Below are 21316 nucleotides of genomic sequence, written 5' to 3' on the forward strand. Positions count from 1 at the left end.
TACAAAGCTAAATGTTGTCAAAAGACCAGCGTTCATCAACTAGTGAAAATAATCGCGTTAGCGCGCTGCATGGTTATCATATCCTGGATACCCCTTCGGAGTATCAGTTCGATAATATAGCCAAGCTTGCATCACTTGTATGCAGCGCACCTATTGCATTAATTGCATTAGTTGATGAAAATAGGGTCTGGTTCAAATCCTCAATAGGCATTACATTTAATGAGATTCCGCGAGGAATCTCATTTTGTGAACATACCATCATCAGCGAGAATGATGATGTTTTTGAAGTTTATGATGCCCTGGAGGATGATCGGTTTAAAAATCATCCATCCGTAATAGAAATCCCCTATGTAAGATCCTATGCCGGTGCCCCCTTAATAGACGAGAATGGCTTTAAGTTGGGTACAGTCTGTGTTTTTGATACGGTGCCACGGGAATTTACCAGCGCTCAGAAAGAAGGACTGCAAACGCTAGCTAAGGAAGTCATGACCCATATATCCTTACAAAGGAAAAGTGAGGAACTCGCTGCTCATGCACAGCGCTTTGAAGAATTGCTTAATATTTCCGCAGTATCTCCCGAAATACATTGTATTCTGGATAAAATGGGCATAGTCTTGTTTATTAATAATGCTGTTACTAATCTGCTGGAATATAGTGTTGAGGAAGCTGAAGGTTTAAATATCTGGAGTTTTTGTCATCGTGAAGATCTCAATAGAGTGATCAATACGATTGAAGATGGGCTCAGGAAAGGGATTAAGCAATTCGAGAATGACTTTAGGATTGTCAGTAAATCCGGCGTTATTCGCTGGATCAGTTGGACAATGGTTACCAAGAATGAAAAGTGGTATGCTTATGGTAGAGACATTACTGAAAATAAAAAGGTGGAGCATGAGCTGATGAAGCTCTCCTTTGTCGCCAGTAAGGTGAACAATGCGGTTGTTATAAACGATGCCAATAACCATGTAACCTGGGTAAATGAGGCTTTTGAGAAAATTACCGGCTTTAATCTGAATGATCTGAAAGGAAAGCGTTTAGGGGATTTGATTTCGGGGCCAAGAACAGATATGGAACTTTTGGAACACGCAAGGGAGTTGACTAAAAGAAACCAATCTTTTACAGTCGACCTCTTGGCTTACCGTAAAGATAAGCAGCCAATATGGATCTCTATTTATAATACTGTAGTATTTAATGAGGCGGGAAAAGTCGAGATAGAAGTAGAAATCATTATTGATATAACTGACAAGAAAAATGCCGAAGAGGAGTTGCAGGTCTTATCATTAGTTGCTAGTGAGACGAATACCGGGGTCAATATCTCTGATGCTAACTGCTATACTACCTGGGTCAATCAATCTCTGGAACGACTAACTGGGTATACCGCCACCGAACTTCATGGGTTTAGACTTGGAGATATACTTTGTGCCGAAAGTGATGCTACTCAACAGCAATTAATTAATGAAGCAAGAGAAAAGGCACAAGATAAGCAGGCCTATTCTATAGAAGTTGAGGCGAAGAAAAAAGATGGGACAATGGTTTGGCTTTCTGTAGCCACCACACCGGTTTTGGGACTGACAGGGAAACTCGAAAGGCAGATTGACCTGATTACAGATATTACTCAGCGTAAGCAAGTAGAGCGGGAAATGGTTGAGGCCAAAGAGCAGGCCTTGCAATTGAGTGAGGCTAAAGAAATGTTTCTTTCTGTAATGAGTCATGAGATCAGGACCCCTTTGAATGCGGTGATAGGAATGACGCATCTGTTGATGGATAATGACCCTAAGCCCTCGCAAATCGAAGATTTGAATATCCTGAAGTTTTCAGGCGAAAATTTGCTCAATATTATTAATGATATCCTTGACTTCACAAAAATAGAGACGGGTAATCTGCATTTGGAGCTAATGCCGTTCTCGATGAAAGCGTTAACTACGGATATTGTGACTTCTTTAGGTGTCAATGCGAGTAAGAGAGAGAATGAGCTGGTGTTGCTATATGACGAGGAAATCCCTAAGCTTGTTTCGGGCGATAAGACCAGGCTTTACCAAATTCTGATGAACTTGTTAGGCAACGCCATTAAGTTTACCTATCAGGGTAAAATCATCCTTCAGCTTAAACTTATAGCGAGTGATGAGCAGTATATAGCCATTCATTTTGAGGTAAGTGATAATGGGATAGGTATACCTGAAGATAAGCTAAGCTACATTTTTGAAGCTTTTACACAAGCTAAAACGGATATTTCAAGAAAGTATGGCGGTACAGGCTTGGGGCTGGCCATCACCAAAAAGTTATTGGAGTTGTACAATTCCGAGATTGAGGTTAAAAGTATAGAAGACGAAGGGACTTGCTTTTCTTTTACTTTGAACTTTTTAAAATCATCTCTGCTCGCTACTGGGGGAGAGCTGATTGCGCAAGCCGAAGCATTTACAGGTAAAAGGATACTTATCGTAGACGATAATGAAATCAATCTGTTAATTGCCAAAAGAATCCTGGGGAAGTTTGGGCTGAATATTGATTTTGCCTTTAATGGCGAAGAGGCCATACATAAGGTTAAGGATGAGCGCTATGATTTGGTGTTTATGGATATTAAAATGCCTGGAATGGACGGTTTTGAAGCCACCCGAATTATTCGAAGTCAGCCTGATAATTATTTTAAAATGGTTCCCATTATTGCTTTAACAGCCTCAACCCTTCAGAACGAATACAGGAAGTTTAAAGAATCGGGAATGAATGGACATATTTTAAAACCATTCAAACCTGAAGAAATCAGAGAACTGCTCTCCATTCATTTATACCAATAAAATCTTATAAAAATAGCGGAATGGATACTCTTTTTGGGGTAAAAGATAAAGGGCCGATAACTCAAAGAATGAGTTTATCGACCCTTAAATTAACGCTCTCACAACAAAGGTGGGAATTATTTTTGAATTGCCAAATATATTGGAAGTTTTTTTTGTCATAAAATTGTTTTTTTGGGAAAAACAGGCTCTAATGAGAAGAGAGCCTGTTTTTCTTAGGAAAGATTTTTACTTGGCAAAGGCAACAGTGGCAATGCTGAGCTTGCTAATTCCAGCTTCAAACAAAACGATCCCGCAAGCTTCTAATGTAGCGCCGGTTGTTATGACATCATCAACCAGTAAAATGTGCTTGTCTTTAAGGCTGGCTAACTCCACAATTGAAAATACTTGCTTCATATTTTCAAATCGTTTGTATCGTCCTTTTTTAGTTTGAGTTGTGGTTGCTTGTGTACGCAACAAACAACGGGTGTTTACCGGGATTTTTAATGTCGATGAAATTCCTTGCGCTACACATAAACTTTGGTTGTAGCCTCTTTGGTGTTCCCTGCGGCGATGCAACGGCACTGGGATAATCAAATCGACATCATCATAAGCAGGATTCATCAATAGCTTTTGAGCAATCATGCCCCCAAGCTTTATTCCTAGATCTTTGCGGTCCCGGTACTTTAGATGATGGATGATGTTTTGTGTGCGAGCTCCCTTTTTAAAATAGAGTAATGACATGACTGCATGGCAGGGTAGACGGCCCCACAACTGTCTGGCGGCTCCATTCTCTTTATGGAGATGATGATCGGTATAAGGAAGATGATAAATACATCTAGTGCATAACTGGTCCTCACCATGATATAGAGAGGTGTAACAGCCACAACATAGATTGGGGAATAAGAGGGCAACGAGGTCGCCTAAAAAACGTTTAAACAGCATCATGCTGTCAATCTAATGTGTTTTAGGGTTACGCTGGTTAAAAGGGGGCTTAATTTTGTTCTTTAACAGCTAGTTGTCCACAGGCAGCATCAATATCTTTACCACGACTGCGTCTGATGTTTGTTGTGATGCCTTGATTTTTTAGGTAGTTAGAAAACGCGTCTATCTTGTCTCCTTCAGCATTAAGGAAATCAGCAAACTGGATAGGGTTGTACTCAATCAGGTTTACTTTACAAGGTACATGTTTACAGAACTTTGCCAGTTCCATTGCATCCTCAATTTCATCATTAAAATTATTGAAAACGATGTATTCGTAGGTTACAGGGTTCTTAGTTTTGGCAAAATAATATTTTAACGACTCCGCAAGTGCTTTTAATGAATTGGCCTCATTAATTGGCATAATCTCATTTCGCTTTTTGTCATTCGCCGCATGAAGTGACAGGGCCAGATTAAATTTAGCACCATCATCGGCAAGTTTTTTTATCATTTTAGCAATACCCGCTGTAGAAACCGTGATGCGTTTGTACGACATATTTAATCCATCAGGAGCAGTAATGCGCTCAATAGATTTCATCACATTGGCATAATTTAGCAGTGGCTCTCCCATACCCATGTAAACAATATTGGTAAGGGGAACATTATAGTTTTTCTTTGCCTGTTGATCGATCAGTACGACTTGGTCATAAATTTCGTCAGCATTTAGATTTCGTTTGCGATCCATATAGCCTGTAGCGCAGAACTTACAGGTTAAACTACAGCCTACTTGTGAGCTTACACAAGCAGTCATTCGGTCTTCCATTGGAATCAAAACACCCTCTACGATATTTCCATCGTACAGTCTAAATGCATTTTTGATAGTATGGTCGTTGCTGAACTGTGAGTTGTTTACCTCTACAACATTAATCGCATAATGCTCATCCAACTTATTTCTAAGGTCTTTGGAAAGATTGCTCATTTCTGTAAATGAACGGGCTGATTTTTCCCAAAGCCACTGGTAGACCTGTTTTGCCCTATAGGCAGGTTCCTTCATAGCCGTAAAGTGCTGTTGAAGCTGTGGCAGGTCTAATGAACGAATATCTATTTTATTTGTAGTAGGCATTTAAATGCAAAGTTACCAAAAAAATGCAATACGGATTGTAATTGTGGGGTAAAGGTATAAAAGCCTATCGTTTAGGGCTTCTGGTTTTTGCAGCCGGAGCTCCAGATCTACCATTACCAGGTTTAACTGGTCTTTTGCTAGGACCACCTGCTTTAAACCAATCGCTACTCGCTGCGCCGCCTCCTCTTGATTTGCTTGCCGGCACTTTACCAAAAGATTTACCCTTTCCACCAGGTGCTCGCTCTTCTCTGGTCACAGAACCAGGAGCTTTTTTACCAGGTCTTTTTCCTTTAGTTCTTCCAGGCGTAACATTCTCCGATAAATCTTCTTCAGCTTGTGCCTTAGGTTTTTTATTTACACGTTTAGGAGCCGATGCAGCCTCTAATGCGCTTGATTTTGCAACAAGGTTAAATATCTCAGTTTGCTCTTCTGGTGTAAGTTCTCTCCATTCGCCTACAGGAATACCCTTTAAGCTAACGTTCATGATCCTTACTCTTTCCAGTTTGGTTACCTCAAATCCAAAATGCTCACACATTCTCCTGATCTGACGGTTTAGGCCTTGAACCAATATAATTCTAAATACAAAAGTACTCTCTTGTTTTACCTTACATTTTTTTGTCATCACGCCCAATACCGGAACGCCTTTAGCCATACCAGAAATAAAGGATTCAGTAACTGGTTTATTTACCGTAACCAGGTATTCTTTTTCGTGATTATTGCCAGCCCTTAAAATTTTATTTACCAGGTCGCCATTATTTGTTAAGAAGATCAGTCCTTGTGAGTCTTTATCCAGACGTCCGATAGGGAATACTCTATCGCTATGGTTCACATGGTCAACCATATTGCTTTTAACTCCAGCTTCAGTTGTGCTGGTTATTCCTACAGGTTTGTTATAAGCGATTAAAATAGTGCTGTCAACCTCTTTTGGCTCTATCGTCTGTCCGTTGACAGTGATGACGTCACCAAAATATACCTTGTCACCTACTTTGGCTTTTCTGCCGTTGATATATACATTTCCTTGCTCAATATATCTGTCGGCCGCTCTTCTCGAGCATAAACCGCTTTCACTAATGTATTTATTTAACCGTGTGGTAGAGTCAGACATGGGTATGGGTATAAATTTATTTACAAAGGAATCAATTTATACCCATATAAACTATAAAAATATTTTTATGCTTTGAACTTTAAGCCTACATTTCATCGGCACTTGGCCCGTAACTACCCGGAATAGGGATATCCATTAATCTTAGATACACACCTAGCTGGGCCCGGTGATGCACAATTTGATTTAAGCTCATACGGATTACATCGGCCTTAGGCTCTACACTATAAACCTGTTTTCCATTTCTTAAAGTCCAGTCTTGGTCCAGAACTTCTTCATACTTTTCGGTAAGGTGGCTGCGTCCATCCTGTAATGATCTTTCGAAATAAGCTAGTAACTCGTCTGTGGTATTTACGTCTTCTTGCTGATAAGGATTGGCGGCAAAATCAAGCTCATCAGTCGTCAGGGCCATGGGAACCCAGGACGGAAGTTCAGCAATGTGGGTGGCCAGTCTTTTTACCGTCATGCTTTTAGGATGTGGCTGCCAGTCAAATTTATCGTTTGGTATCCTTTCCAGCATTTTGCGGGTGGTTACTGCTGCCTCTTCCATTTCTTTAAGGAACATTTTAATTCTGCTCATAATATTGTGCTTTTAATGTTTGGATTAATAACACAAATTAAAGAGGGGGTAATGACAACCCTATGGCAGTCTGTTTTTTAAATTATAATTAAATTTTAATAATCTACTGGCAGTGACTTCATGTATTCATTTAATGGCATATGAACCGTTTTACGGTAAGGCATTTCAAGGTTGCGGACCTTTACAATACGGGAAACTCTAAAGTCACGGTACTCATTACGCAAATGGCACCAGGCAATCAAGTGCCAGTTGTATGCGTAAAATACGAGTCCAATCGCTTCAACTTCGCGCTTGCTGCTTTCTTTATTTTGGTTCTGATAGTCGATCTCGATGATATACTTGCCCGAAATGGCATTCTGCAGATCAGCCAGATGATCAAATTCCTCATTCATCCATTCGTGGTTCAGTTGAAATTTGATGCTTTCATTAAGGAGTTCCAGTTTTTCCTTTTGAGCATGTTTCAATACCGCCTTTACCTTGTTTAGCGCCGAAGTGTAATTGGTGAAGATGGATTTGTCTGCAAAACGCGATACCATTCGCTCCATGATCAGTAAGGCATTCGCTTCATCTGAAGAAAAAGAAACTGGCGGTAAGAAATATCCTTGAACAATATAATATCCCCTGGGTTGTTCAAAACTGATGGGAACACCTTGTTCTAGCAAAGCCTTAATGTCACGATAGACCGTTCGGGTACTAATTTGAAATTGATCCGCGATTTTATCCGCAGAAATATATTTCTTCGTTTGTAGTAATAAAAGTATTCCAAAAAGTCGGTCTATTCGGTTCATAAGTTGTTCTCCCTACAAATATAATTGATCTCTATATAAAATAGCCTATAGTAGTTTTTAGATGGAAAAATCTTTTATTTGCGTATGATTTCTCATATTTCAGCAAGCTATGTTTATCCTGTAGTTGGTCCGCCAATAAAAAATGGAGTGCTTTCGATTGATTCGATCGGTGCTATTAAAGGTGTTTATACCCCTCAGGAAGCGAAGGAAAAGCAAATAAATGACATTCAATTTCATGAAGGCTTGTTGGTTCCTGGTTTTGTAAATACACATTGCCATATCGAGTTGTCGAATCTTAAAGGTCAAATTCCGAAGCATACAGGCTTGCCTGACTTTGTGAAGTCGGTGATTAAACTGAGAACTTCTGACGAATATGAGTTAAATCTAGCCATATTAAAGGCCGATATTGAGATGTATGAAAATGGGATTGTAGCCGTTGGAGATATTTGTAATCAACTCATATCAAAAGCATTGAAAGTGAATACCCCTGTTTATTATCATTCATTTTTAGAGATCATGGGCTTTAATCCAGATCTGGCTAAGGAAGCGATGAAAAGGGCTAAGCAGTTTAAAGATGATCTGAGCCCTTTACCTGTTTCTATTGTGCCTCATGCGCCTTATTCGGTATCTCCCGAATTGTTTCAGGAACTGAACGCCTATGCAGAATATCAGGATGGGCCTATGACGATTCATAATCAAGAAACGGCAGACGAAAACGCTTTTTTTGAACAAAAAACAGGTGGTTTTTTAGCCCTTTTTAAGTTTTTGGGGCAGGATATTAGCTTTTTTAAACCCTCGGGGAAAACATCTTTGCAGACTTATCTGCCCTTGCTATCAACGGATGTGAAAACCTTACTGGTACATAATACTTATACTTCGGCTGCTGATGTAACTTATGCCACAAGCATTCACCCTAATTTGTATTGGTGCTTATGTCCAAATGCAAATTTATATATAGAAAATATGTTGCCTGATGTAAACATGATGAGGGCAGCAGGCTTAAGGATTACTTTGGGAACAGATAGTCTGGCTAGTAATGATAGTTTAAGTATCCTTTCGGAGATGAACTTGCTGCAGGAACGCTTTGATGTGCCAACTGAAGAATTACTGAAGTGGGCCACCTTTAACGGGGCGGAGTTTTTGGAAATTGATCGGCGTTTTGGCAGTTTTGAATTGGGTAAGCAGCCGGGCATAAACCTGGTTGAATTTACGGAAAAGGATGGGAAAGTGATTTTAGGAGATATAGTAACGCGATTGTTTTAATTAAAGGTGATCAACGATATGGCGAATAGAACTACTGAACTATTTGGGATAAAATATCCGATAATCCAGGCGGGAATGGTGTGGTGTAGTGGTTGGCGACTGGCTTCGGCGGTTGCCAATGCTGGTGGTTTAGGTATTATTGGAGCCGGATCAATGTATCCTGATGTTTTGCTGGATCATATTAGGAAGTGTAAAGCGGCTACTACAAAACCTTTCGCGGTAAATGTGCCTTTACTTTATCCGAATGTGGAGAATGTAATGAAGATCATTGTTGACGAAGGGGTACGTATTGTGTTTACATCAGCGGGTAACCCGGCTCTTTGGACAGACTTTTTAAAAGAAAAGGGCATCACTGTAGTGCACGTAATTGCCAATACCAAATTTGCGTTAAAAGCAGAAGCTTGTGGTGTGGACGCTATTGTTGCCGAAGGTTTTGAAGCTGGGGGGCACAACGGGAGAGAAGAAACTACGACAATGTGCTTGATCCCTATGGTATGTGATGTGGTTAAGATACCCGTTATTGCGGCCGGTGGGATTGGAAGTGGCAGGGCAATGCTAGCGGCAATGGCTTTAGGAGCTGATGGGGTTCAGATCGGCTCGGCATTTGCTGTTGCTGAAGAATCATCAGGGCATCCTCAGTTCAAAGAGAAGATTATAGATGCTGCGGAAGGGGATACGAAATTGACGATGAAGAAAGTCGTTCCCGTTCGTCTGCTTAAAAATGAGTTTGCAGATGTGATTGTGCAGGCGGAAGCTGATGGTGCAGATAAGGATACACTGGTGAGAATTTTAGGCAGGGCACGCGCTAAATTAGGTATGTTTGAGGGCGATATTGAGCAAGGAGAATTGGAAATAGGTCAAGTGTCGGCAATGTTGAAAGAGATAAAGCCTGCAGCAGAGATACTAGCATCAATTTGGGCGGAGTTTTTGAGGGAGAAAGAGCGGATCGCATTGATCAAGTTATAAATGTACACATGGAAATAAAACATATACAAATTAAGATTACTGGAAAAGTACAAGGGGTATCTTTTAGGGCTGTAACCAAGGTTGTGGCCGACCAGATGGGGATTAGAGGGATGATTAAAAATGAAGCAGACGGCAGCGTTTACATAGAGGCCGAGGGGGATGATACTTTGCTGGAAGTTTTTACGGATTGGTGTAACGAGGGGACAGATCGTGCTAAGATTGAGAACGTAGAGATTACACCGGGAACTGTTAAAAACTATCAGAACTTTGAAATCATTAAGAAATAGATGTCATCGATAAAGAGATTTCTTGGGCAAACAGCTATTTATGGTGTGACAACCGTAGTTTCCAGGCTATTTAATTTTATACTTACGCCACTTTTTACGGGCGTATTTCAACCTGGAATATATGGGATCTTTACGAAGATGTATGCCTCGGCGTCCATGATCAATGCGATTCTTGCTTTTGGTATGGAAAGCACGTTTTTCAGATACCTGAATAAGCATGAGGATAAAAAACAAGAGGTTTACAACAACACATTTTTCTGTGTTGCCCTTATCGCCACACTCTTTTTAATCTCAGGTATTGTATTCTCGTCACCTATAGCCGCATATTTTGCCAGTGGACCGGATGAAATGGCTGATTATGTAAAGTATGTACACTATTTTGTATGGTTACTTTTCATAGATGCCATTTGCGTAATTCCATTTGCAAAAGTTAGAGCTGATGAGCGTCCTATGCGGTATAGTTTGATCAAATTCCTGAATATTGGCAGCTTTATTGGTCTCAATCTATTCTTTTTATTTGCTGTTCCAGCTATCATTAAATTTGGCGGCCCGATAGGGGGATGGTTTGGTTCATGGTACAGAGCAGAATGGATAGGATATGTGTTTATTTCAAATCTGATTGCAAGTGTGCTGACTTTGATCTTGCTTTTGCCCGAATTGATGAAGCTGCAACTTAAGTTTGATAAGGAGCTTTTTGGTAAAATGGTTTCCTATTCATGGCCGGTTTTAGTGGCTAATCTCTCTTTTGTGGTGAATGAAAATCTGGATAAAATGATCATCACCCAGCTCGGGGTTTCTGAATATAATCTGGGGATTTACGGTGCTGTTTGTAAAATTGCCGTATTTTTAAGTTTGTTTATTACCGCATTTAGATTGGGTGCAGAACCTTTCTTTTTTAGTCATGCTAAAAGTGCAAATGCCAAACAAACCTATGCGATGATTTTGAATTATTTCGTCATTGCTCTGGCAGTTATTTTTGTCGGCCTGATTGCAAATATCGATATCCTTAAGTATTTTATTGATAGGGAATATTGGGTGGGATTAAACGCTGTGCCCTTTTTGCTGCTTGGTTATGTGTTTCTGGGAATTTATGTGAACCTATCTATCTGGTATAAATTATCAGATCAAACAAAATTTGGCTTGTATATCTCTGTCGTCGGCGCAATAACCACCATTGTATTGAACATTGTTCTTGTACCAAAGTATGGCTATATGGGCTCTGCGTGGGTATCTATGCTGGCTTATTTTGTGATGATGTTCATTTCATATATACTTGGACAGAAGCATTATCCTATACCTTATGATTTGAAAAGGATGCTTGCTTACCTGTTGGTTTCGGTTGTACTGGTGGTGCTTTCTTTTTGGGTATTTAATAGGAATCTTTATATTGGTAATGCCTTGCTATTGGTCTTTTTGGTGGGTGTGGTCTATTTTGAAAAAGATCAGTTGAAATTAATATTAAAAAAACGATGAACATAAATATCATTAACAATTCAGGTCATCCATTGCCTCAATACGAAACTGCTCATGCGGCAGGGATGGATATGCGCGCTTTTATAGAAACTGAAATTACGATTAAACCTTTGCAACGTGTTTTGGTTCCAACTGGTTTATATATTGAACTTCCGGTTGGTTTCGAAGCACAGATTCGTCCGCGTAGTGGTTTGGCTTATAAACATGGCATCAGTATTGTGAATTCACCAGGTACCATCGATGCGGATTACCGTGGAGAGATTAAGGTGCTATTGGTTAATTTGTCGGATACTGATTTTGTAGTTAACAATGGCGATAGAATTGCGCAAATGGTGATTGCAAAACATGAGACCATTGCCTGGAATACAGTTGAAGAATTAAGTGATACGGCTCGTGGTGCGGGTGGTTATGGACATACAGGTAAATAAATGAAAAGATTAAAAGTGCTTTTATTGATGTTGTTGGGTAGTGCTTCTGCATTGTTTGCTCAAAAGCCTGCCGTGCCATTGGCAGATACGGCAATGATAAAAGTACTTTTTTTTGGTGGTTTGCGTGATAAACTGAATGAAGATTACAGTAGGGCGAACGAGAGTTTCAACAAAATACTACAATTGGATCCTAAGAATGCTGCTGTTTATTATGAGATAGCGATTGTAAACTATAGGCAGAATAATCTTTATGAAGCGGAAATGGCCATAAAGAAGGCTACGGCTTTGGAGACCAACAATACCTGGTATTGGATGCTGATGGCTGAATTGTATAAGCGTAAGGGCGATATGAATGCTATGGCAGGAGTTTTGAACCAGCTGATCCGACTTTCGCCAGATAAACCCGATTATTATTTCGACAGGTCCAATGCTTATCTGATGGCAGGTAAAACTGCGGACGCGATGAAGGGCTATGATGAGCTCGAGAAAAAATTTGGGGCATCAGATGAGCTTGCCCGTGCAAGAAGGCGTGTAACTTCGGGGGGGAAGATAAATGCATCTGTCGAAGAGGAACGCAATGAAGAGCCTGGAAGGCCGGAGTTAACAGCTGTTGAGCAAACCATGTTACTTGGCGAAGGCTTATACAAAAAAGGTGATTTACCTGGAGCATTGGCCCAGTTTAAAATGATATTGGAAGGTAAAGAACATCCTTATAGAGCCTGGGAGCAAGCTTTGAACATACAATTGCTTTTAAAGCAGTATAAAGATGCTATAAAAACCGCCGAGGCAGCACTGGATATTTATCCTAACCAGGCTATTTTATATTACTTTATGGCTTTAGCATTGCATCAGGATAATCAAAATGGCCTGGCTTTACCACACGTGAAGTCGGCCTTGCAGTTGGATGCTGATAATGGGATTTATCTGGAATTATATGGCGATGTTTTGTTTGTAAACGGGGATAAAGAACGGGCTCTGGTAGAATGGAAAAAAGCAAAAGCAGCTGGTAATGGCTCAGAAAAACTAAATAGAAAGATCTATGAGCGGAAATATTTGGAATAATTTATTGTGGGCAGCTTTGCTTTCGAGCAGCTTGTTGGCTTGTAAAACCAGGAAAGCAACAGTAGTGCCCCCTAAGTCGCCCGTAACGGAATTAAGTAGTAAGGTTGCCGAGAATATTCAATTGTTGAAGTCTAAGGATTTAGTTTTTAGCACCTTGTCAGTTAAGGCAAAGGCGAAGTTGGATCTGGGTGGTAGCAAGAACAATGCAACGATGAATATCCGAATGGAAAAGGGTCGCCGTATTTGGGTGAGCGTTACTGCATTGGCTGGTATTGAGGTGGCCAGGGCCTTAATTACACCAGATAGCCTTAAGGTACGTAACAATTTTCAGGGTGTATATTTAAAACAACCCTTCAGCTATATTCATAAGTATACCAATAAGCAGGTAAGTTTTGACTGGTTGGAATCTATTTTATTAGGTAATACGATCCCTTATTTTTTGAACGATCAGGCGAAAATTGAGAAAACGGATGGTCAGTGGATATTGCAGGGTGAAAAAGAAGCACTTATTTATAAGGTGCTTTTTGATGGGGTAATGAAAGTTAGTGAAAGTAATGTTAATGATGTTGCTGCTGGTCAGGCTTTAAAAATTCTGTATAATGGAGTTTACCAGGATTTGGGGGGCTCATTGTTTCCCAAGGGATTGACGATAAATTCGATGACAGGAAACAAGATTGTAAACATTGAGCTTGAATATTATAATGTAGAGCGCAATGTTCCACTTGATTTCCCGTTTAGTGTTCCTGGGAAGTATGAAGTAATAAACTGATTTTTTTTATACTTTTGACCCAATGAAGCTAAGCAGATTTCTTTTCCTCCTCCTATTTATATTATCCACATCGGTTGCATTTGCCCAAAGCAGCTCGGAACTTAAAAGAAAAAAAGAGGCGATACAAAGAGAGATTGATCTGTTGCAGCGAAACCTGAAAAAAACGGCCAATAATAAAAAGTTAACCTTAGGCCAAATTAATGCATTAAATACTAAAATCAAGTTAATGCAAGATAAGATTTCGGTGATTAACTCTGAAATGAAGAATCTGGACAACCAGATTCATGAAAATACCAATACTGTAATTAATCTGAAAGGGCAGCTTGGGCAACTGAAAAAGGAATATGGTGCAATGATCAGGTTTGCCCAGCGGAATAAGAATGCCTATGATAAGATGATGTTTATTTTTGCAGCAAAGGATTTTAATCAGGCTTATAAGCGGATCAAATATTTGCAGCAATTTGGGCAGTACCGTAAAAAACAGGCGGGATACATACAGGGGACACAGAAAGATCTAAACTATAAAATTGTTATTTTAGATAAGAACCTGAAAGAAAAAAGTAATCTTTTGCATGAGCAGGAGAATGAAAAGGATAAGTTGGGTAAGAATAAGTCTGAACAATCGGCTGTGCTGAATAAGTACAGTAAGCAGGAAAAGCAATTCCGTCAGGATATTGCTACCCGTAAAAAACAACAGGCACAGATTGACCGGAATATCCGGGCGGCAATTGTTCGTGAGATTGAACTGGAGCGAAAACGTGCACTGGAAGCCGCAAGGATAGCTGCGGAAAAGGCCGAAAGGGCCGCAAAAGCGAAGGCTGCTGCCGCTACTGCCGCCGCTGCGGCAAAAGCGAAGGCTGAAAATAAACCTGCACCAGCTGCAGTCGCACCAGTAGCAGTTGCAAAACCAAAACCAAGTAGCAGTGGTTATTTAGCTGCAACGCCTGAGGCTGCAAAGTTGTCGGCCGCATTTGAAAGTAATAGAGGTGCTTTACCTTGGCCAGTAACATCTGGATCAATTACGGAGAGTTTCGGAAAGCATAAGGAAGGTCAGGCGAGTTATGACAACGCAGGGATAACCATTCAAACTTCGGAAGGCGCGGGCGTAAGAGCAGTGTTTAATGGAAAGGTGAGTAAAGTAGGAAGTGCATTGGGTAGACATTATGTGCTGATTAAGCATGGGCAGTTCTTTACTGTGTATCAGAACTTAAGATCAGTAAGCGTAAGTGCGGGTGATGAAGTAAGTACAAAACAGAATATTGGAACGGTGGCTACTTCGGGTGATATGCCAGAATTGATGTTTCAGATTTATAGAGGAGCTGTGGCGCAGAATCCTGCATCATGGATCGCTAAATAAACTATTGCAATTAATTGTTTATATTTGTTTTAAAGAAGTAAAATAGAGATCAAGATGTATTCAGGGACGTTAATAGAGTTTTTAAACATGGGGGGTGGCGAGATTATGCTAATCCTTGGTGTAGTACTTTTGTTATTTGGAGGTAAAAAATTGCCCGAATTGGCTCGAGGACTTGGAAAAGGTTTGAGAGATTTTAAGGATGCATCGGAAGGGGTTAAGCGCGAAATCCACAGGAATATTAATTCCGTAGGTATTACCGATGAAATCAATGATTTTAAATCTACCTTTAATGATGCTGATAACAGCAGACATCATCCTTATGAATATAAGCCTGAGGATAATGCCCATCATGACGATACAGATAAACCAGCAATAGACTTTAATAAAGCTGAACCAGCTGTAGATAACGAGAACACAAAAATAGAAACAGATAAAACTAAAATTTAATTAAAATATCATGTTTGATACAACAATATTGGCTTTTGGATTAGGCGGCGGAGAGATTGCTGTCATTGTAGTAATTGTATTGCTACTTTTTGGTGGTAAAAAAATTCCTGAATTGATGCGTGGCCTTGGAAAAGGAATTAAAGAATTTAAAGATGGAAAAGATGGTGCTGACGATGCTGTTGATCAGAACCGTAGCAACACTAACAAACCATTGTAGGTTTATAAACCCTATTTTTTAATTTAATCTATTCTTGAAGTTTGAAGAAGTATAACTCCTTAAAAGAGGTACAAGCTCTTATTGAGCAGAAAATGCTCAGTTTGCCAGAGTTATTAGACTATTATTTTAAGCAAATAGAAAAAAATGAACACCTCAACGCGTTTAATGAGGTGTTTTTTTATTCTGCAGCTCAACAGGCTAAGCTTGTACAGGAAAAGATAACCGCCGGGACGGCAGGTAGATTGGCAGGGATGGTGATTGGTATAAAAGATAATATCTGCTATAAAGATCATCAGGTAACTGCTTCATCTAAAATGTTGGAGGGCTTTGTTTCTCCCTATTCTGCTACCGTTGTAGAAAGGCTAATCAGTGAAGATGCCGTAATTATTGGCAGGCTGAACTGTGATGAATTTGCTATGGGCGGTTCTAATGAAACTTCTTATTATGGTGCGGTAAAAAACGCTGCTGACCACACGAAGGTGGCCGGTGGTTCTTCTGGCGGTTCAGCTGTTGCTGTTCAAGCCGACTTATGCTTGTCTGCTCTGGGTACTGATACCGGTGGCTCAGTAAGGCAGCCTGCTGCTTTTTGCGGTTGCATAGGTTTAAAACCTACCTATGGCAGGATCTCCAGATATGGGGTGATTGCTTATGCATCGTCCTTTGATCAGGTGGGTACCATTACTTCTTCTGTTAGTGATGCTGCAATTTTACTAGAGGTTTTGGCTGGCGCAGATGATCACGATAGTACGGTTTCTAAACATGTAGTTCCAGCGTACTTAGATGGATTAAAAAACACTGCGCCTAAAAGGATTGCTGTTTTGAAAGAAACTTTGGAAAGTGACGCGCTAGATACAGATATAAAGGAAACGATTTTAAAGGCTATTGAGGCGCTTAAAAGTCAAGGACACACAGTCGAATATGTCTCTTTTGATTTATTAGATTACTTAGTGCCTGCTTATTATGTGCTGACTACCGCTGAGGCCTCTTCTAACCTTTCCCGATACGATGGGGTACATTATGGTCACCGTAACCTGGAAGCTGTCAGTTTAAACGAGCTTTATAAACAATCCAGAGCCGAAGGTTTTGGTGAGGAGGTGAAGCGTCGTATTTTATTGGGAACATTTGTTTTGAGTGCTGGTTATTATGATGCTTATTATCAGAAAGCGCAGCAGGTAAGAAGACTGATCAGGGAAAAGATGGAAGAGATGCTAAGCAGCTTTGACCTAGTAATTAGTCCTGTTACACCTACACCAGCGTTTAATATCGGCGAAAATATCGACGATCCTTTGGTCATGTATATGGCTGATATATTTACTGTATTGGCATCTTTGACAGGAATTCCAGCGATTGCTATTCCTTTGGGCAATAATAATAACGGTTTACCGTTAAGTATGCAGTTGATGGCCAGGCATTTCGGGGAACAAGACCTATTGTCTTTATCCCATGCTTTTTTAAGCAGCAAGAATATTGAGCAATTGACGAACCAGGCGAACTAAACCATCACCGCTTTTAATTAAAGCCTGAAATAGATTTTATTAACCGATAAAAAGGAACTAATATGCCTATGAAGATATTAATCTGCTTTGTATCCGCTTGCGCTGTGGCTTTTGCCAGCTTTTCTGCAACTGCGCAACAACAGCAAAAGTTGGCTATAACCGACACCACCTATGTACCAGTTGTAGACGAAACCCCAACTTTCCATAACCATAACTATGTTTATAAGGCCAGACTCGATTCTATCCAGAAAACTGTGCCGCTTACTTATAATGAGTTTGTTCAAAACTATATAGATATTTACGCTGGTCGTAAAGACATGATGGGTAAGATGATTGGTCTTTCTAGTTATTACTTCCCGATTTTTGAAAAAGCACTTAAAAGTTATAATATTCCTGAGGAGATTAAATATCTTCCTATTATAGAGTCTTCTATGAACGCTCACGCCGTATCTCGGGTTGGCGCTACGGGTTTATGGCAGTTTATGTTTGCAACAGCAAAGGGTTACGGCCTAAACATGGATAATTTTGTGGATGAGCGTAAGGATCCTATACAGGCGAGCTATGCAGCTGCGGCTTATTTTAGAGATGCTTATGAAGAGCTGGGTGATTGGTTGTTAGCCATTGCTGCTTATAACTGCGGAATGGGAAATGTAAACCGGGCTATTGCTAAAGCTGATTCCAGAGATTTTTGGGAAATAAGAAGGTTCCTTCCTATGGAAACACGGAATTATGTCCCTGCCTTTATTGCAGCGGTATATGTTATGAATTATTCGGGCAGTCATCAAATCAAAGCCCAGAAATCGCCTTTTCTTAAAAACACGGATACCATTCAGGTAAATCGGTTCGTTTCCCTTCCTTCATTGGCAGAAGCCATGAATATTGATGTGGATGAGTTGTGGAGCTTGAATCCTTCCTATAAAAAGAAGATTGTAAATGGTTCTGTGCAAGCACCCAAGCGTGTGATCCTGCCTAAGGTAGATCTTGCCAGCTTTACAAAAGTATATCAGCTGTTGAATGAAGAGGAGCTGGAAGTAGATAAGCACATTGTACTGGCTTCGAATGATGGTAAGACAACGAAGAAAGCTAAGATAACAGTTCATAAACCATCAATTTCATATCATAAGGTTGCCTCAGGACAGAACCTGAGTACCATTGCAAACAAGTATAATGTTGAAGTGCAGGATCTGAAAGTTTGGAATAATTTAAAAGGATCTTCAATTGTCCCTGGACAGCGGTTAAAGATCTATCATCAAGCAGAAAGCAAGCATGTAACGAGGCCAATGAAGGGCTAATTCTTTTCTAATCTTTTTTTATTTATGGCTTATCAAAAGAATTGTAACTTTGGCGCTTTACATAGGATCATTTTATGAGTAAGATTAATAGAAAGCAAGATGCATTAGACTACCACTCGCAAGGGCGGCCGGGAAAAATTCAGGTTATACCAACCAAGCCAACAAACTCCCAAAGAGATCTGGCTCTTGCCTATTCGCCAGGAGTTGCAGAGCCTTGTTTAAGCATAGCAGAGAATAAAGAAGATGTTTATAAATATACAGCCAAAGGTAACCTTGTAGCTGTAATTAGTAATGGTACCGCTGTTTTAGGACTAGGTAATATTGGCCCTGAGGCTGGTAAGCCGGTAATGGAAGGCAAGGGATTGTTATTTAAAATATTTGCGGATATTGACGTTTTTGACCTTGAATTGGATACCACAAACGTTGATGATTTTGTTAAAATCGTAAAAGCATTGGAGCCTACTTTTGGTGGGATCAACTTAGAAGATATTAAAGCACCTGAGTGTTTTGAAATTGAACGTCGTTTGAAAGAGGAAATGAATATTCCTGTAATGCACGATGATCAGCATGGTACCGCCATTATTTCTGCCGCAGCATTGTTAAATGCCTGCGAGTTGCAGAAAAAGAAAATGGATAAAGTTAAAATCGTGGTGAATGGTGCAGGTGCTGCGGCAATTTCCTGCTCCCGTTTATACGTTTCTTTAGGCGCAAAAAAAGAAAATATTGTGATGTGCGACCGTACGGGCGTGATCAGAGCTGACAGGGCTAACCTGGATGCTATAAAAGCAGAGTTTGCTACTTCAAGAAATCTGAATACGCTTCAAGAAGCAATGAAGGATTCTGATGTGTTTATTGGTTTGTCATCCGCAGATTGCGTAACTGAGGATATGCTGAAATCAATGGCGAAAAATCCGATTGTATTTGCAATGGCTAATCCTAACCCAGAAATTGCTTACGAGTTGGCGATTAAATCCCGTAAGGATATCATCATGGCTACTGGCCGTTCTGATTATCCTAATCAGGTGAACAACGTATTGGGTTTCCCTTATATTTTTAGAGGAGCACTTGATGTAAGGGCCACTGCGATCAATGAGGAGATGAAGATTGCTGCGGTTAGAGCGATTGCTGAACTAGCTAAGAAATCTGTTCCTGAGGCTGTAAACATGGCCTATAACGAGAAAAATATTAAGTTTGGCAAGGAGTACATCATTCCGAAGCCAATGGATATGAGGTTGATGACGAATGTTTCGACCGCCGTAGCTAAGGCTGCAATTGAATCAGGTGTCGCACGTAAAGTGATTACCGACTGGGATGCTTATATAGAAGAGCTGAAAAACAGGTTAGGGATGGATGATGCGATTATGCGTGCAATTACGAATAAAGCTAAATCTGATCCTAAGCGTGTTGTTTTTGCTGAAGCAGATCATTATAAAATATTAAAGGCTGCCCAGATCGTGAAAGACGAGAACATCGCGATTCCAATTTTACTGGGAAATAAAGAGGTGATTGAACGGATCATTGAAGAAAGTGCACTGGATTTGGAAGGTGTAACGATCATTGATCCATTTAAGGAGCCTGAATTGATGCAGAAATACGGTAAGTTCTTGTATGAAAAAAGACAACGTAGAGGCTTAACTTTATTTGAAGCTACTAAATTAATGCGCGATAGGAACTACTTCGGTGCATCCATGGTAGAGTTTGGTGAGGCTGATGCGATGATTTCTGGTTTGACAAGGAACTATGTTTCGACCATTAAGCCTGCTTTACAGGTAATCGGTACGGCGCCTGGTGTAAACCGTGTTGCGGGTATGTACATGATGATGACCAAAAAAGGGCCTGTGTTTTTTGGAGATACAACAGTAAATGTTGATCCCACGGCAGAGGAACTGGTTGATTTAACTTTACTTATTGAGCAATCGGTTAGTAAATTTAACATTCATCCACGCGTTGCCTTGTTATCTTATTCTAACTTTGGTTCTAACGAAGGGGTGGTTCCTGAGAAAGTAAGAAAGGCCGTGAAGATATTGCATGAACAGCATCCGCACATTGTGGTTGATGGCGAAATGCAGGGTAATTTTGCGATGAACCATGAGCTATTGAAAGACAATTTCCCTTTTAGCAGATTGGTAGATGGACCGGCAAATACATTGATCTTCCCTAACCTGGAATCGGGTAATATTGCTTATAAGTTGTTGCAGGAATTGGGTGAAGCTGAAGCTATTGGACCAATTTTGTTGGGCTTGAATAAGCCCGTTCATATTGTTCAACTTGGAAGTTCGGTAAGAGAAATTGTAAATATGGTTACCTTAGCTGTTTTAGATGTTCAGGGTAAAGAACAAGAAGCAAATGCCAAGAAAGGCGGTTTATTAAAAAGAATAGCTAAGAAATAATTATGTTCGAATATATTGATGGTAAGTTAGCATTTAAATGCCCTACCTATATTGTTGTGGAGGCTGGTGGTGTTGGCTATCATCTCAATATATCTTTAAATACTTATAGTAGCCTTGCGAACACCGAAAGGTGTAAGATTTATACCTGGCTGCACATAAAAGAAGATGCGCATACCCTTTACGGCTTTGCCGATGAAGGGGAGCGCAGGCTTTTTTTACATTTAATTTCGGTTTCCGGGATCGGACCGAATACAGGGCGGATGATGTTGTCGTCCATAACACCTATTGAAATTCAGACAGCAATTGTAAATGCTGATTTGGCACTCATTCAAAGAATTAAAGGGATAGGGGTCAAATCTGCACAGCGACTGGTGCTTGAGTTGCAAGACAAACTAAAGAAGGAGGGCTCGGGCTCTTTAATGGCCGCTCCGCTAAACAATACAACAAGAGAAGAAGCGATATCGGCATTAACGATGCTCGGTTTTGCCAAGCCTGCTTCTGAAAAGGCAATAGACAATGCGGTGAAGGTTGGTGGACAGGATTTGTCTGTTGAACAAATGATAAAAATAGCATTGAAGAATTTATAAAAA

The 21316-nt window shown here is 40.2% G+C and carries 20 protein-coding genes; 15 read left to right on the top strand and 5 right to left on the bottom strand.

What is annotated here, in order from left to right; translation table 11 throughout:
- Positions 1–11: 11 nt before the first annotated feature.
- A complete protein-coding gene (locus FBD94_RS10495) occupies positions 12–2789 on the top strand; it encodes a PAS domain-containing hybrid sensor histidine kinase/response regulator (protein ID WP_136880187.1) in 2778 nt (925 codons plus the stop codon).
- A 225-nt stretch (positions 2790–3014) separates the two neighbouring features.
- Here the strand turns inward: FBD94_RS10495 and FBD94_RS10500 are convergent, their stop codons facing one another.
- The 5 genes from FBD94_RS10500 to FBD94_RS10520 form a co-directional block, all read right to left on the bottom strand.
- Positions 3015–3509: a ComF family protein gene (locus FBD94_RS10500; RefSeq protein WP_225874710.1), complete on the bottom strand. Its 495-nt coding sequence runs from the start codon at positions 3507–3509 to the stop codon at positions 3015–3017.
- 250 nt (positions 3510–3759) lie between these two features.
- Positions 3760–4809 carry a 23S rRNA (adenine(2503)-C(2))-methyltransferase RlmN gene (rlmN, locus tag FBD94_RS10505; RefSeq protein ID WP_131609189.1) on the bottom strand — a complete coding sequence of 350 codons (1050 nt, stop codon included), beginning with the start codon at positions 4807–4809 and terminating at the stop codon, positions 3760–3762.
- Positions 4810–4873: 64 nt separating this feature from the next.
- Complete coding sequence (rluF, locus tag FBD94_RS10510) at positions 4874–5914, bottom strand: 23S rRNA pseudouridine(2604) synthase RluF (protein WP_136880189.1); 1041 nt, start codon at positions 5912–5914, stop codon at positions 4874–4876.
- A gap of 85 nt (positions 5915–5999) precedes the next feature.
- Positions 6000–6491 carry a DinB family protein gene (locus tag FBD94_RS10515; RefSeq protein WP_136880190.1) on the bottom strand — a complete coding sequence of 164 codons (492 nt, stop codon included), beginning with the start codon at positions 6489–6491 and terminating at the stop codon, positions 6000–6002.
- Positions 6492–6586: 95 nt separating this feature from the next.
- Positions 6587–7279 (bottom strand): helix-turn-helix transcriptional regulator, encoded by a 693-nt coding sequence (locus FBD94_RS10520; protein ID WP_136880191.1) that lies wholly within the window; start codon positions 7277–7279, stop codon positions 6587–6589.
- Between the two features lie 84 nt (positions 7280–7363).
- Here FBD94_RS10520 and FBD94_RS10525 point away from each other — a divergent pair, with 84 nt between their 5' ends.
- The 14 genes from FBD94_RS10525 (at position 7364) to ruvA (ending at position 21313) form a co-directional block, all read left to right on the top strand.
- Positions 7364–8542, top strand: coding sequence for an amidohydrolase family protein (locus FBD94_RS10525; protein ID WP_136880192.1), 1179 nt, complete (start codon positions 7364–7366; stop codon positions 8540–8542).
- Between the two features lie 18 nt (positions 8543–8560).
- A complete protein-coding gene (locus tag FBD94_RS10530; protein WP_136880193.1) occupies positions 8561–9508 on the top strand; it encodes an NAD(P)H-dependent flavin oxidoreductase in 948 nt (315 codons plus the stop codon).
- An 8-nt stretch (positions 9509–9516) separates the two neighbouring features.
- Complete coding sequence (locus FBD94_RS10535; RefSeq protein ID WP_317131566.1) at positions 9517–9795, top strand: acylphosphatase; 279 nt, start codon at positions 9517–9519, stop codon at positions 9793–9795.
- On the top strand, positions 9796–11268 hold the full coding sequence (locus tag FBD94_RS10540) for a lipopolysaccharide biosynthesis protein (protein ID WP_136880194.1): 1473 nt from the start codon (positions 9796–9798) through the stop codon (positions 11266–11268).
- Positions 11265–11696 (top strand): dUTP diphosphatase, encoded by a 432-nt coding sequence (gene dut, locus FBD94_RS10545; RefSeq protein WP_131609175.1) that lies wholly within the window; start codon positions 11265–11267, stop codon positions 11694–11696. The genes FBD94_RS10540 and dut overlap by 4 nt, the downstream gene beginning before the upstream one ends.
- Entirely contained in the window at positions 11697–12758 is a 1062-nt protein-coding gene (locus tag FBD94_RS10550; protein WP_136880195.1) for a tetratricopeptide repeat protein, read from the top strand.
- Positions 12736–13527, top strand: coding sequence for a DUF4292 domain-containing protein (locus FBD94_RS10555; protein ID WP_136880196.1), 792 nt, complete (start codon positions 12736–12738; stop codon positions 13525–13527). The genes FBD94_RS10550 and FBD94_RS10555 overlap by 23 nt, the downstream gene beginning before the upstream one ends.
- A 22-nt stretch (positions 13528–13549) precedes the next feature.
- Entirely contained in the window at positions 13550–14884 is a 1335-nt protein-coding gene (locus FBD94_RS10560) for a murein hydrolase activator EnvC family protein (RefSeq protein ID WP_131609169.1), read from the top strand.
- 54 nt (positions 14885–14938) lie between these two features.
- Positions 14939–15331, top strand: a complete 393-nt coding sequence (locus tag FBD94_RS26255) for a Sec-independent protein translocase subunit TatA/TatB (RefSeq protein WP_225874709.1) — start codon at positions 14939–14941, stop codon at positions 15329–15331.
- Positions 15332–15341: 10 nt separating this feature from the next.
- A complete protein-coding gene (locus FBD94_RS10570; protein WP_131609167.1) occupies positions 15342–15548 on the top strand; it encodes a Sec-independent protein translocase subunit TatA/TatB in 207 nt (68 codons plus the stop codon).
- 41 nt (positions 15549–15589) lie between these two features.
- A complete protein-coding gene (gatA, locus tag FBD94_RS10575; protein ID WP_136880197.1) occupies positions 15590–17044 on the top strand; it encodes an Asp-tRNA(Asn)/Glu-tRNA(Gln) amidotransferase subunit GatA in 1455 nt (484 codons plus the stop codon).
- 68 nt (positions 17045–17112) lie between these two features.
- Positions 17113–18336, top strand: coding sequence for a lytic transglycosylase domain-containing protein (locus FBD94_RS10580; protein WP_136880507.1), 1224 nt, complete (start codon positions 17113–17115; stop codon positions 18334–18336).
- Between the two features lie 74 nt (positions 18337–18410).
- The gene (locus FBD94_RS10585) at positions 18411–20726 is read left to right on the top strand and encodes an NADP-dependent malic enzyme (RefSeq protein ID WP_136880198.1); all 2316 of its coding nucleotides are present in this window, start codon (positions 18411–18413) and stop codon (positions 20724–20726) included.
- Between the two features lie 2 nt (positions 20727–20728).
- The gene (gene ruvA / locus FBD94_RS10590; RefSeq protein ID WP_131609159.1) at positions 20729–21313 is read left to right on the top strand and encodes a Holliday junction branch migration protein RuvA; all 585 of its coding nucleotides are present in this window, start codon (positions 20729–20731) and stop codon (positions 21311–21313) included.
- The last annotated feature ends 3 nt before the right edge of the window (positions 21314–21316 follow it).

The organism is Pedobacter hiemivivus, assembly GCF_005144565.1.
Taxonomy (GTDB): Bacteria; Bacteroidota; Bacteroidia; order Sphingobacteriales; family Sphingobacteriaceae; genus Pedobacter; species Pedobacter hiemivivus.

Bases quoted from the DNA above. Each gene is read 5' to 3' on its own strand.
- FBD94_RS10495 (WP_136880187.1), top strand. From the start codon at position 12: ATGTTGTCAAAAGACCAGCGTTCATCAACTAGTGAAAATAATCGCGTT.
- FBD94_RS10500 (WP_225874710.1), bottom strand. From the start codon at position 3,509: ATGTCATTACTCTATTTTAAAAAGGGAGCTCGCACACAAAACATCATC.
- rlmN (WP_131609189.1), bottom strand. From the start codon at position 4,809: ATGCCTACTACAAATAAAATAGATATTCGTTCATTAGACCTGCCACAG.
- rluF (WP_136880189.1), bottom strand. From the start codon at position 5,914: ATGTCTGACTCTACCACACGGTTAAATAAATACATTAGTGAAAGCGGT.
- FBD94_RS10515 (WP_136880190.1), bottom strand. From the start codon at position 6,491: ATGAGCAGAATTAAAATGTTCCTTAAAGAAATGGAAGAGGCAGCAGTA.
- FBD94_RS10520 (WP_136880191.1), bottom strand. From the start codon at position 7,279: ATGAACCGAATAGACCGACTTTTTGGAATACTTTTATTACTACAAACG.
- FBD94_RS10525 (WP_136880192.1), top strand. From the start codon at position 7,364: ATGATTTCTCATATTTCAGCAAGCTATGTTTATCCTGTAGTTGGTCCG.
- FBD94_RS10530 (WP_136880193.1), top strand. From the start codon at position 8,561: ATGGCGAATAGAACTACTGAACTATTTGGGATAAAATATCCGATAATC.
- FBD94_RS10535 (WP_317131566.1), top strand. From the start codon at position 9,517: ATGGAAATAAAACATATACAAATTAAGATTACTGGAAAAGTACAAGGG.
- FBD94_RS10540 (WP_136880194.1), top strand. From the start codon at position 9,796: ATGTCATCGATAAAGAGATTTCTTGGGCAAACAGCTATTTATGGTGTG.
- dut (WP_131609175.1), top strand. From the start codon at position 11,265: ATGAACATAAATATCATTAACAATTCAGGTCATCCATTGCCTCAATAC.
- FBD94_RS10550 (WP_136880195.1), top strand. From the start codon at position 11,697: ATGAAAAGATTAAAAGTGCTTTTATTGATGTTGTTGGGTAGTGCTTCT.
- FBD94_RS10555 (WP_136880196.1), top strand. From the start codon at position 12,736: ATGAGCGGAAATATTTGGAATAATTTATTGTGGGCAGCTTTGCTTTCG.
- FBD94_RS10560 (WP_131609169.1), top strand. From the start codon at position 13,550: ATGAAGCTAAGCAGATTTCTTTTCCTCCTCCTATTTATATTATCCACA.
- FBD94_RS26255 (WP_225874709.1), top strand. From the start codon at position 14,939: ATGTATTCAGGGACGTTAATAGAGTTTTTAAACATGGGGGGTGGCGAG.
- FBD94_RS10570 (WP_131609167.1), top strand. From the start codon at position 15,342: ATGTTTGATACAACAATATTGGCTTTTGGATTAGGCGGCGGAGAGATT.
- FBD94_RS10580 (WP_136880507.1), top strand. From the start codon at position 17,113: ATGAAGATATTAATCTGCTTTGTATCCGCTTGCGCTGTGGCTTTTGCC.
- FBD94_RS10585 (WP_136880198.1), top strand. From the start codon at position 18,411: ATGAGTAAGATTAATAGAAAGCAAGATGCATTAGACTACCACTCGCAA.
- ruvA (WP_131609159.1), top strand. From the start codon at position 20,729: ATGTTCGAATATATTGATGGTAAGTTAGCATTTAAATGCCCTACCTAT.